The organism is Oleomonas cavernae (assembly GCF_003590945.1).
GTDB classification, from domain to species: Bacteria; Pseudomonadota; Alphaproteobacteria; order Zavarziniales; family Zavarziniaceae; genus Zavarzinia; species Zavarzinia cavernae.
Window position 1 is genome coordinate 257,287 of record NZ_QYUK01000011.1, and the last position, 12,290, is coordinate 269,576.

Consider the following 12,290-nt stretch of genomic DNA (forward strand, 5'->3'; position numbering starts at 1 on the left):
CGCCCGCCGATATGCTGCTCCGGCGTGTCGCGAGTAGGGTGTCGCTGATTGCAGGGGTATCGTGGCTGGGAGCCCAACGTGATGTCGAGATTGCATCCAGCAGGAGTCCGGTCGGATTCTCGATGTCCGATGCAATAGAAGACGGCGGGCCATGTAATCAGGTGAGAGCCTGATGCCTCAGCGGAATCTCACTGCCATCCCACAGGCGGGATGGCGCGTCTCAGGTCTATGCCTGTAGCACCTCGGTGCAGAGGTGCCATAACAAAAAAATCAAACATCGATGAAGTGCCGCGAATGAGGCAGGGGCGGGGTCTGCTGGACCAAAGGGTCTATGACCATCACCGGAGGCGGCGATACTATCGTTTCGTTGAAGCAACAATCACCCATGCGGGTGATGCCTCAAAATTACAGCGACACTACATAACTGGTGCGAGGTCTGCCCCCAGTGCGTTGACCGGATGCGAGTTCACGCGCCGTGAACAGGTCCGCATCGATGTTGGATCGGGTGGTTTCGCAAAGGCCCGGGGCGTTGCTCCTGGTGGAAGGCATGCCTTTGGAGCGGTGAGCGCTTGCGGTGACCACGGATTCGACACGCTACGCTCAAGATAAGGTGTTGGGGCTGGTCGGTAGCGTGCGTCGCGGCGACGGGTGCGCCTACGGCTATTGGCTGTCGGGTCCTGCAGCGGATGGTCGACGTTTTTCTAAGCCACGCAAAGTTGTTCTGACCGGAGAGGCTGATGTCGTTCGGCGCATCTTCCAAGAATATGCTTCCGGTCGATCGTTGCGGCAGATTGTTCACCGCTTCAATTTGGAGGGACTCCCAGCGCCCCGGGGAGGGCTATGGAGCGCTGCAATGTTGCTGGGAAGCGGCAGCCGTGGGACTGGACTGCTGCGCAACAAACTCTATATCGGCCAGATCGTCACCAACAAGCAAAGGTACTATCGAGATCCCACGACCGGCAGGCGCCGTACTCGCCCGAATCCCGCAGATGCCTGGATTGTCGAAGAGGCGCCGGACCTTCGTATAATCGACCAAGACTTATGGAACGCTGTGCAGGCGCGATTGGCCATCACGTCGCAGCGCCGGCCCGACTCTTCGGGGAGCGCAGTCACTGGGCCAAGCAGGGCTATGAGGAAGGCATCCCTCATTGAGGGGCGCGTGCGTTGCGGGCTATGTGACGGCGCAATGTCGATCGGGGCAACCGGTGACAGGCTCGTGTGCCTAAATTTCCGTGAACGAGGCACCTGCTCAAACAATCGAACGGTTTCGCAGGACCACCTACAGGGGCGGACAATTCGCGAGCTGGAGCTAATTATCGAAAGGGTCACCGAAATTCACCGAATGGATCACAGGTTCTCTATCGAGGGTGCCACACCTGAAACTGGCAACACTCGGAATGCTGAATTGAGGCGACAGCTCATTAGCACCGGTAAGCCACCAAGCGTTAGCGAGGACCTTCATTCGCTTCTGCAGGCGGCAGAGAATCTGGTCGCCGAACTGAAAACCGCTTGGTTGGAGTTTCAAAAATTGAAAGCTCCCTGCTCGGCGAATGTTGAAGAGGTGTTGCCGTTCTATGCCACCGTGCTTGCCGATTTTGACGAATGCCTGACCGCCGCCGGATCCACTGAGCCGGCCCAGTTGGTGCTGTCGAGGCTGGTTGATACGATTTCCATTTTTCCTCGGCCGGGGCGCGGGGCCTATACACTCCAGCTCCTTGGCCCCATCAACTTGTTGCTCGCTCGTTGAGCAGGCCCATTGGTTCAAGGCGCGATCAATGATTTTACGCCAGCTTCGAGCTAAAGGGCACCGTCGGCTTCGCTCATGCTGCGTAGTCATATCCTGCTAGGGGTCGTGGACAAAAGCTTGACGTCTGCCGTCGGTTTTGATTCAAGGATTCATCTTGAGGGGAGATGGATCGTAAGCGTCGTCCCCGGCCCACCTTTCGGGAAAGTCGCTGAGGCGTGATGCTCGTGCCCGATGGAGGGCTTCGACACATGTCGATTTCAGAGCTTATGCCTGAGCCTAAGGGCGCGGACGAACCGGTGCGGCGGATCGAGGTTTTCACGGGCCAGGGACGTCGGCGGGCATGGAGCGCCGACGAGAAGGCGGCGATCGTGGCGGAGAGCCTGAGCGGGGTGGAGTCGGTTTGCAGCGTCGCCCGCCGCCACGGGCTGACGCCGCAGCAACTGTTCACCTGGCGCCGCGACCTGCGCAAGCCGGCGCTGGCGAGGGAGGCGCCGGCGGAGAGGCTGTTCGTGCCGGCGATCGTCGAGCCGCCAGCCCCGCCGGCGGAAGAGGCGCAAGGTCGACCTGTCCGCCGTCAGCCGCGGCTGCGGAGAGCAAGCGCGAAGCACGCCGGTGCCATCGAGATCGCCATCGATGGCGTTACGGTGACTGTTGGCGCCGGTGCCGAGATCGAGACGCTCACCGTCGTGCTGCGGGCCTTGAAGGCCTCCTCGTGATCGGCCCTGCGGGCGCGGTCCGGGTGATGGTGGCGACCCGGCCGGTCGACTTCCGCAAGGGAGCAGAAGGGCTGGCCGCCCTGGTGCGCGAGGAAATGAAGGCCGACCCCTTCTCGGGCACGGTCTACGTGTTCCGCGCCCGGCGGGTCGACAGGGTGAAGCTGATCTTCTGGGATGGCACGGGCCTGTGCCTGTTCGCCAAGCGCCTGGAGGATGGCAAGTTCCAGTGGCCGGGTGCGCGGGACAGCGTGATGCGGCTGACGGCGGCGCAATTGTCGGCCCTGCTCGAAGGTCTCGATTGGCGGCGTGTCCATGAGTTCCGCGAGAGCCATGTGCCCGTCGCGCCAAGCTGACCGAAAGCTCTTCAAACCACTCGCAAGCCCTTGCCGGCCGTGATTCAATCTCTGCCATGGCCATCCTGGCGGAGACGCTTCCCGACGATCCCGGCACGCTCAAGGCGATGCTGATCGCCGAGCGTGCCCGCGCTGAACGCCTCGAGCAGATCATCAAGGAGTTACAGCGCCACCGCTTCGGGCGGCGGGCCGAAAGCCTGCCGGAGGATCAACTGCTGCTGGGCCTCGAGGAGGTCGAGCAAGGTCTCGCCGGTGACGAAGCGGGACAAGAGGCGGTGACGCCTTTGCTGCGCAAGGACCGGGCCGCGACGCGCCGGGCGAACCGCGGCGCCCTGCCGGCCCATCTGCCGCGCATCGAGACGGTGGTGGATATCGAGAGCAAGGCCTGCCCCTGCTGTGGCGGGGAGCTCCATGCGATCGGCGAGGACCGGGCGGAGCGCCTCGACATCATGCCGGCACAGTTCCGGGTCCTGGTGGTGCGCCGCCCCAAATATGCCTGCCGGGCCTGCGAGGATGTCGTCCTGCAGGCGCCAGCCCCGGCGCGGCTGATCGAAGGCGGCCTGCCCACAGAGGCGACTGTCGCCCATGTCCTAGTCACCAAATATGCCGACCACGCGCCCCTCTATCGCCAGGCGCAGATCTGGGGCCGCCAGGGAATCAATATCGACCGCTCGACCCTGGCCGACTGGGCCGGCCGTGCCGCCTTCCTGTTGCGGCCAGTGCATGAACGGCTGCTGGCGATCCTGAAGACCTCGCTGAAGCTGTTCGCCGACGAGACCACGGCGCCGGTGCTCGATCCTGGCCGGGGCCGGACCAAGACCGGCCAGCTTTGGGCCTATGCCCGGGACGATCGGCCCTGGGGCGGCACGGACCCGCCGGCGGTCGCCTATGTCTATGCCCCGGACCGCAAGGCCGAGCGCCCGCTCGCCCATCTCGCCGGCTTCGCCGGCGTGCTCCAGGTCGACGGCTATAGCGGCTACCGGCCCCTGGCCGAGAAGAATGCCGTCACGCTCGCCTTCTGCTGGGCCCATGTGCGCCGGCGCTTCTATGAACTCGCCGCCGCCGGCAACGCGCCGATCGCCAGCGAGGCGCTGGTACGCATCGCCGGGCTCTACCGCATCGAGGCCGGGATCCGCGGCAAGGGCGCCGACGAGCGGCGGGCCGCCAGGCAGGCGCAAAGCCGTCCCATCGTCGAGGCACTCGAGGCCTGGCTGCGCGAGAAGCTCGGCCTGATCAGCCAGAAGAGCAAACTCGCCGAGGCGATCCGCTACGCGCTGGGGCGCTGGAACGGCCTCTGCCACTTCCTCGCCGACGGCCGTGTCGAGATCGACTCCAATGTCGTCGAGCGTTCCATCCGACCCTTGGCGCTGACCCGCAAGAATGTCTTGTTCGCCGGCTCGGACGGTGGCGCCGAGCACTGGGCTGTCATCGCCTCCCTCGTCGAAACCTGCAAGCTCGGCGGCGTCGATCCCATGGCTTATCTGACCAGCACGATCACCAGGATCGTCAACGCTCATCCCAACAGCCGCCTCGACGAACTCATGCCCTGGGCTCACAACGCCGCTTCGATCACCGTGGCCTGAGAACGACGCTTACGATGGATCGTTGGGCGAACGGATCGGGGTTACAGACGAAGAGTGGGCGCTCATCGGGCCGTTGCTGCCGGCGGAACGAGGGCGGTGGGGGCGCCCTGCGCAGGATAACCGCCCCTACTTCGAGGGCATGCTGTGGATCGCGCGGACCGGTTCGCAATGGCGCCATCTGCCGGACGAGTATGGCAAGTGGAACAGCATCTTCCGGCGCTATCGGCGCTGGATCGAGACTGGGGTGTTCGATGCGATGCTGCAAACCCTGGCCGAACTGGCCACCCGGGACCGACGGGCAGACATGGTGGACAGCACTGTCATCCGGGCGCACCACTGTGCGGCCGGCACAAAAGGGGGACTCAAAATGTTGAGGCACTCGGCCGCTCGCGCGGTGGCTTCTCGACCAAAATCCATGCCCGTTGCGACGCCCAAGGCCGGCCGCTCGGGTTCACGCTGACGCCAGGGCAGACCCACGACAATCAGGGCTTCTTCCCGCTGCTGCGCATGGTCGAGGGGAAGATCAAGGCCATGCTGGCCGACAAAGGTTATGACGCCGACGCCATTCGCCAGGTGCTGCTCGCGGCCAAGATCGAGCCGGTCATCCCGCCCAAGAGCAATCGGCGCCAGGTGATCGACTACGACCGAGATCTCTACCGGCAGCGCAACCTGATCGAGCGCCTGTTCAACAAGCTCAAGAACTGGCGGCGTGTTGCCACCCGTTACGACAAATCCGCCGAGTCATTCCTTGGCTTCGTCACCATCGCGGCAATCAAACTCTGGATACCTTTTGTCCACGACTCCTAGGCCGCCGTGAATCCCTTAGCCCCCGACAGCAACAAGACCAACTCAGCCTGGCGGTTTGTTCCGGTTTTTTGAAATACGACTTTCAGATGATGGCGCACTGTTTCTCGGGACGTTCCAAGCGCCGCAGCCACGGCCTCTATGTTCTGGCCGCCCGCGATCTTTCTGGCGACGCGAGCCTCCGTCGGCGAAAGGTCGAACAACCCCTGCAGCATTGATGCAGCCGGAGTCCCTGATTGCTGAACGGGGGTCGCCACCAGAACCCCTGCGGCGGCAGCGAACAGGTCGTGCGCCTCGCGACGGATGGGAACCAGGTGAAAGATGAGGGGCGGGCCGGTTTCGTCGCCGCGCACCGGAAATGAGCGCGGTGTACCGTCCTGCTGGCGGAGTGTGGCCACAGCCTGCGCCAGCATAGTGGCCGCAGGGCCGGGGGTGTTGAGCACGATGCGTTCGTCCGCTCGGGTGGCTATCCGAGGGGCCAGGGTGTCGAACAGCGAATTGACCGCGATGGCCCGTCCGTCATGATTCAGTACGGCGGCGGGAAGGCCCAAAGCCTCGAGGGTGTGCGTCGCCGTAGCCGCCTCTTCAAGCCGCAGTCGCGATGATATCAGGGCGGCACGGGCAAAGTGAGGCCTGAGCGGGTCGACGGCCGCGATAACGCTGGCCGGTACAGGCCCATGCTCGTACCGAAATTCAGTGTTGAGGGCAATCAGGTCGCCGCTCGGTACCGCCACCGTTGTGCCGAAATTCCAGCCCAGGCCCCGCGGCCGCAGAAATTCCACATGTAGCGGATCGGTGTCGAGTTCCTCGGGCGTGAACATGTCCTGGTTGGTAAGGAAGCCGGGGTGCTGCATTGCGGCGTCGCGCACAGCACGTTGATTGTGACGCATCCATCCACCGGAAACGAACTCTTCCATGATCGGCGTCGCTGCCGCCGTCGCGATCCAGCGCAGATCCTCCCCCTGCGCGGTAAGCATGACCGTGCCAAAGCCCCCCGCGAATTCGGTAAGCCGATCCAGGACTCGGGGCCAGAGCGAGGGTAGGAACGCAGCAGCGTAAATATCATCGATCAGCTCTTCAGGCGTGCGCATTGCTTCCGGTGCCTATGAGTTAGGTGCCTGTCACGGGTAAATTTTTTGCAGCATCAGCGAACAAACTAGGGAAGCGAGTGACTGGTTCGGAGTTCTCCATTCCTGGTGATCCTGTGCGAGCATTGAAAAAAACCGCATCCCCGGTAACCCATCCAGGCAGTGGGGGGCTGGTAGGCTCCTGGCATGCTACGGTCGGCGAAGTAGTTCGCTGGGCTTGCACGGGAGCGATAGCCACCAGCGGCGCTGGGTTGACGCTGTTGATGATCCTGAGCTGGGCAATTTCAAGCAAGCTGGCCTGGATCGAGACCAAAGGGTCTGGCCGCTCGATTGATCAACTCAGCCGGACGAATTTCCCCCCTCTTTCATGGACGGGAACCGATCGGTGTTACTCCTCTTTGCCCAAGGCATTGGACTGAATTTGCCGACACGCTAAGACTCTCAAGATTACAGCCGCCACGTTCCACGTTCTATGTAGCATTCTGAGGGCGCACGCCATCGGCAAATGGCAGCCCCTTTGAACCCGGAAGACGTGCCCAACCTCTAGAAAGCGAATGCGCCTTTCTTCACCCGAACGGGTGATGCCGTGTGGCGGTTACCAGCGCCAAAATGGAGTGGCGCATCCTGCCTTGCGGTACATCGGCTGGTGGACGGGATTTCGGGTGGCCTGAAAAATGAGGTAGTGTTGGGCGGGCATGCTCATGCAGACAGGCCGAAAGGCGGCAAGATGCACTTCGCCGAGCCCGGCGAAGTGTCCTCACCGGCGACACGGTTCATGGCGCTGCTTTCAACGAGTTTGTGCGCGGAGCACTTTGCCCCATGACGATCCCCATCATTGGTATTCGCGCCCTTTTGGCGGCTTGTTTCATGGGGCTGTCGGCGCTTGTGCCGGCCGACGCCGAGACCCTCACGGAAGCATTGATATCGGCCTACCAGACCAATCCGCAGCTAGCCGCCGCCCGCGCCGGCTTGAGGGTGACCGACGAGCAATTGGCGCTTGCGCTATCGGCATTTCGCCCCAGCATCACGCTTCAAGGATCCGGTGGTCGATCGACCATCCGCTTGCAGCAGGAGCGGCGGGAGACTTTGGCCCCATTTGACGGTCAAGCTCAATTGGTGCAGCCGCTGTTTCCGCTGAGCGGGTTCGCCGCCTTGCGAAGTGCCGACGCGCAGATCGAGCAGGGCCGGGCGAATCTCGCCGCCGTCGAACAGCAGGTCTTCCTGTCCGTTGTCAGTGCTTACCTGAACGTCATCCGGGATCAGGCTCTGGTCAACATCACCGCGGAAATCGAGGGCAATCTCGAGCGCGAGTTGGAGGCGAACAGAAGCCGCTTCAATGAGGGCGATGTGTCGCAGACCGATATCGCCTTGACCCAGACACGGTTGTCTCAGGTGCAGGCGGACCACGTCGCCGCGCAGTTGAATTTGCGCAGGGCGCGTAGTGCTTACGAGGAGGTTGTCGGGCATCCGCCTTTGGAGGTTTCGCCACCTGGCTTGCCGCCCGGGCTGCCTGGGACGAAGGAAGAAGCGACGGCAATCGCCATCAAAGGCAATCCGACGCTTCTCGAAGCTCGTCGGGCCGAGGATGTCGCGCGGGCCGATATCGGCCGCGCGGAAGCGGCGCTTTACCCATCGCTCAATCTTGTTGCTGCCGGGGCCTATAGCGAAAATCAGTCGTTCGATAACCAGCAGGAGGAGCAGTATTCGCTTCAGCTGCAGTTGAGAGTTCCGCTCTACGAAGGTGGAGCCACCCAGTCGCAAATCCGCCGGGCAAAGGAATTCTGGAATCAACAGCGTGCCGGGACCGTTGCCGTCGAGCGAGAGGTCGTGCGTCTCGTCGCGGATGCGTTCGATGGCTTGGTGACCAGCGGCGATGTCATCGGTTATGCGCGCGAAGGGGTAAAGGGAGCGGAAGCGGCCCTCAAGGGTGTCCGTGAGGAGGCCGGGCTCGGCTTCCGGACGACGACGGACGTGTTGGACAGCGAACAGGATCTGCTGAACGCCCAAAGCCGCTTGGCGATCGCGGAGCGGGACGAAGTTTTCGCGGGTTGGCAACTGCTTTCGGCCGTCGGCGCGTTCTCCGCCCAGGAGACCGGCTTGGTCACTGAGTTGTACGATGCCAAGGCCCACGCCGAAGAGGTGGGGGACGCCTGGTTTGCGACGGATCCGCTGGCGCCGGGACTCGTTCCCGTCCCGACTTCGACCGCGCCGGCTCCCTTGATCCCGCCAGAGGCCACCCGTCCCGGGTCCCCAGCCATGGAGCCGGTACAGGCCGCGGTCTCGACGCCCGCCGGAGCGTCGGAGGGGGAGGGCTTCTGGACCACACTCCTCGGCATACCAGCGGACGAAATTCAGCCGCCTTGATTGTCGCAATCCGCTCAGGCCGCGTTTAGCGCGCCGCGCTGATGTCGAGCCGACTAAACCTTGAGCGTGTGCAAACAGCAGCCGGGACACTCGAGGCCATAGGACCGCCCGCCGCGGCGTTGCGGGCGGCGCGATAGAAGCTTCGGCAATGCATCCTTGGGGCGATCCGGTCTCACCTCCGCTCAGTATTTGCAAAAAACCGGCACGATGCGCCAGGCGGAGCTGGTGGCTCTTCTTGTGGGGGCTCTGGCTTCAATCCTGTGCGTCTCTAATTCTGAGCGCCTACCCCTCTCCTCGGTGGCGTTGTTAGTCGTTGATAAACATGATTATTTCAAAAAATAGGACTACCAAAGCTGAGATCACAAACCATCCCCCATAAGTAAAATAAATGTAAAAGCGCCATCCTTGCTGCTGAGTAGTTTAACTATAGCCCCGATAGGGTTGGCTTTTCTTGAAAGGCCAAAATATATGGCGGCGTCAATAAAACTCAAAATTGCTGATGCCAGCAATAGTGTCGGAAAAATTTCGCCCATCGGCATGAAATCAAGAACGGACAATGCTTTGAGCCTGAAACAGAAAGGAAGCCCCTGACCGCGCCCTGGGCCTGGCTTGCCGAACAATGGAATGGCTATCGCTCATCAGGGTTGCTTTTTGGCCTTTCGCGAAACATCCGGGGCATGGAATCTGACTGAGCCCAGGATGAGCGAGGCAAGCTCAGCTTGCCGCTTCGTACCTGTTTTGGCGAAGACCATCCTCAGTTGTGTTCGCAGGGTTTCACGCGATACTTTCAGCGTGTCGGAAAGTTCCTCCAACGTCGCCCCTTCTGCGACCGACTGTGCCACTCGCGCCTCGGCGGGAGTCAGGTCGAAAAGGCCTTGCAGCAGCAATGCGGGAGGAGCACCCGGTGTGCCAACCGCTGTAACCACAATAAGGGCACCTGTATCGCCAAAGATTTCGTTAGATTCGCGGCGTGTAGGCAAAATGTGAAGGACCATGGGGGGCTCTCCATCACCACGAATTGGAATGGAACGTGTTTCTGTGGTCCCCCCGCTGCCTAGGCCAGCCATCGCGGTTTCAAACAGCTTCGCGGCTGCTTCGTTGGCGATACTGATGCGTCCGGTCGTTCGGTAAGTGGTTATCCGCTTGCCCAGGCTTTCAAACCGCGAGTTGGCAAACTTGATCCGACCATCCGACGTGATGGCCGCTGCTGGCAATCCCATTGCCTCGAGCGTCCGTGTTGCGGATTCAGCCTTGATCAGAGGGAGGCGCGCCGAGACCATGGCGCTGCGTGCCAAGTGAGGGCGCAGGGTATCGAGTATTTCCAGCTCTGCGGATGTCAATGGCGGCCGTGTGCGGTCTCCAACGAGCTGGAAGATCGCGATTTCGCCGTCCGGAAGTTGGATCGTGGTTCCGACCGTCCAGTGAATACCGCGTGGGACGAGAAAATCTCGATAGATCGGGTCGCTCTCCAGTTCAGCACCGGTGAAGAGGTCGCCGTCACCCAAAAAGCCGGGGAATTGCTTCGCGATTGCACGGGTTACCCAGCGGTTGTTACGGCACCATCCGTCCCCGACAAATTCAGCAACCAAGGGCGTAACAGCCTCCGACGCGATCCAACGCACCGATCCCCCTGAGATGATGTATAGCACGCAACCCTGCACACCACAGGCCGCAACCAACCGATTCAACACCTGGGTCCAGCGCTGCGGCAGCCAAGCTGCGGCATAGATTTGGTCTACCAGCTCGTAGAGGTTCTGCACTTTCATTGGCAAGTTGAGAGGCCTTCCGAGGCCTCGTCCTTTCGGGCAAAATTGTCCAGCATCAAGGGCGCGATCCGGTCAGGCCCCGCGCGCGCTCCGGGCGCGCATCGCCCAATTGCTTTCCGCTGGAGGCACTCAAGTGCACCCGCCAAGGAAGGTGTCGCCTGCGGTCTAGGCATCGTCGATTTCGAGCCTCCACGTCTTGATTCACCTCAACTGCCGCGCGAAGCAGTATTAAAATCGAGCCAGATTTTCGCCTATCTCAATCGAAGTAGGGCGCACTGCAAAAAAACGGCCTGCGATCACCCGAACGGGGGACGCCGCCAGGGCGGGCACGCCGGATAGTAGAGCCACGTGGAGCTGTGGTGCGGGGGGTGAATTTTCACCTTTGGATATTCGCTCATGCATCGCTCTCCTCGTCGCTGGACCTCACAACACGGTGGATCCTGCCGGATGGGATTTTTGTTTTAATGTTTGCTGCTAAACAAGTCGTAATTAAACAATAAAGATAAAATGCCGCAGTATTGCGCCAAAACGGATACAGTTTTGGCATCGTGTGGTTTGGACTCAAGTAAATTTTTGTAAATGCAAAGATAAATATTGTTTAGTTGGTACATCATTTGTTTTGTGCGTTGCAGCGACTTTGCCGATGTGGCAATCTTTCCTTGAGGTTAGGCCAACGTGGTGGGGGATTAGAGATGGCGACCGTACCGAGTGCTGTTCACGATGCCTTGACAGCGTCCGAACTGGCTGTTCTGCAGAGCGGGCTTCCTCCCGGCTTCAATGTTTCGACTGTCGCGGCCGATGGCGGGTTGTCCCCAACCTTTGAAACCCTGCTGGGTACCGGGGGCGACGACGTCATCTTTGTCGGTGTTGGCGATACCGTGAAGGGCAGCGCCGGCTACGACGTCGTGATCGTCAAGGAGAGCTTCCGGCTGCCCACCGGAGTCGAGGCGGTTGTCGCGGATACGCGGGACGACGTCACTTTGACCGGCAACAGTGCGAACAATACGCTGATCTCCGGTGCCGGTGACGACAACGTCAACGGCGGCGACGGCAACGACATCATTTCAACGGCTAGCGGCAACGACTCGGTGCTCGGCGGTTCGGGGAACGACTCGGTCAACGGTGGCTCGGGCGACGATCGTCTGGACGGCGGCTTCGGCAACGATACGTTGCTGGGGGCCAACGGCAGCGACACGCTATTGGGCCGGGATGGGGACGATTACCTGTCGGGTGGTGCCGGTACCGACACGCTGTATGGCCATGCTGGCGAGGATTCGCTTTACGGTGGCGATGACGCCGACAAGCTCTATGGTGGCGATGACGCCGATAAGTTGTTTGGCGGCAATGACGACGATTATGTGAGCGGCGGGGCTGGCGACGACTACGCCCGCGGCGATGCGGGCGCGGACAGGGTCTACGGTGACACTGGCTCCGACACGCTTTATGGCGGTGCCGGCGACGACAAACTGTTCGGCGGCGATGACGACGACTCGCTCTTTGGCGATGCGGGCGCGGATCAGCTCGACGGTGGCGCGGGGGCCGACACTCTCTTCGGCGGCTTCCAGGACTTTGCCATCGACCTGCTCAAGGGCGGCGCGGGTGCTGACACCTTCTCGATGCATGGTGCCGATGGTGTGGTGGATGTCATCCGCGACTTCAACCCGTCGGAGGATGTCATTGATGTCCACCAGACCGGCGCCAATGGCATCGGCGATCTGACGATCTCCAAGGTCGCGGGCGGTGTGCTTGTGACCGGACCGGATGGCACGGCCTTCAAGATCGTCGGCGTTTCCCTGAGCGAAGTGGATAGCAACTGGTTCCATTTCTGATCCTCGCCGGTTGACGTCTATCGACATTGTGGTGGGGCCT

At 61.6% G+C, this 12,290-nt stretch carries 9 protein-coding genes and 1 pseudogene; 7 read left to right on the forward strand and 3 right to left on the reverse strand.

Features of this window, described 5'->3' with window-relative positions; all coding sequences use genetic code 11:
* The first annotated feature begins 574 nt into the window (after positions 1-574).
* The 5 genes and pseudogenes from D3874_RS04820 to D3874_RS29960 all read left to right on the forward strand — a co-directional run.
* Positions 575-1,747, forward strand: coding sequence for a recombinase family protein (locus tag D3874_RS04820; RefSeq protein ID WP_119777072.1), 1,173 nt, complete (start codon positions 575-577; stop codon positions 1,745-1,747).
* A gap of 248 nt (positions 1,748-1,995) precedes the next feature.
* A complete protein-coding gene (gene tnpA, locus D3874_RS04825; protein ID WP_119777073.1) occupies positions 1,996-2,463 on the forward strand; it encodes an IS66-like element accessory protein TnpA in 468 nt (155 codons plus the stop codon).
* Positions 2,460-2,816, forward strand: coding sequence for an IS66 family insertion sequence element accessory protein TnpB (gene tnpB, locus D3874_RS04830; protein ID WP_233559839.1), 357 nt, complete (start codon positions 2,460-2,462; stop codon positions 2,814-2,816). Before tnpA ends, tnpB begins: the two co-directional genes overlap by 4 nt.
* Before the next feature lie 56 nt (positions 2,817-2,872).
* Positions 2,873-4,399 (forward strand): IS66 family transposase, encoded by a 1,527-nt coding sequence (tnpC, locus tag D3874_RS04835; RefSeq protein ID WP_119777074.1) that lies wholly within the window; start codon positions 2,873-2,875, stop codon positions 4,397-4,399.
* A gap of 18 nt (positions 4,400-4,417) precedes the next feature.
* Positions 4,418-5,206, forward strand: a pseudogene (locus tag D3874_RS29960) (IS5 family transposase); the annotation flags it as partial.
* On the opposite strand, the gene D3874_RS04845 reads toward D3874_RS29960, so the two are convergent.
* Positions 5,203-6,294, reverse strand: a complete 1,092-nt coding sequence (locus D3874_RS04845; RefSeq protein WP_119777075.1) for a helix-turn-helix transcriptional regulator — start codon at positions 6,292-6,294, stop codon at positions 5,203-5,205. The pseudogene D3874_RS29960 and the gene D3874_RS04845 sit on opposite strands and share 4 nt — an antisense overlap.
* A gap of 816 nt (positions 6,295-7,110) precedes the next feature.
* Here D3874_RS04845 and D3874_RS04850 point away from each other — a divergent pair.
* On the forward strand, positions 7,111-8,655 hold the full coding sequence (locus D3874_RS04850; protein ID WP_119777076.1) for a TolC family outer membrane protein: 1,545 nt from the start codon (positions 7,111-7,113) through the stop codon (positions 8,653-8,655).
* Between the two features lie 359 nt (positions 8,656-9,014).
* Here D3874_RS04850 and D3874_RS27830 read toward each other — a convergent pair whose 3' ends face one another.
* Positions 9,015-9,275, reverse strand: a complete 261-nt coding sequence (locus D3874_RS27830) for a hypothetical protein (protein WP_147385524.1) — start codon at positions 9,273-9,275, stop codon at positions 9,015-9,017.
* Positions 9,276-9,293: 18 nt separating this feature from the next.
* A complete protein-coding gene (locus D3874_RS04855) occupies positions 9,294-10,421 on the reverse strand; it encodes a helix-turn-helix transcriptional regulator (RefSeq protein WP_147385525.1) in 1,128 nt (375 codons plus the stop codon).
* 692 nt (positions 10,422-11,113) lie between these two features.
* Here D3874_RS04855 and D3874_RS04860 point away from each other — a divergent pair.
* Positions 11,114-12,250, forward strand: coding sequence for a calcium-binding protein (locus tag D3874_RS04860; RefSeq protein ID WP_119777078.1), 1,137 nt, complete (start codon positions 11,114-11,116; stop codon positions 12,248-12,250).
* Positions 12,251-12,290 lie beyond the last annotated feature (40 nt).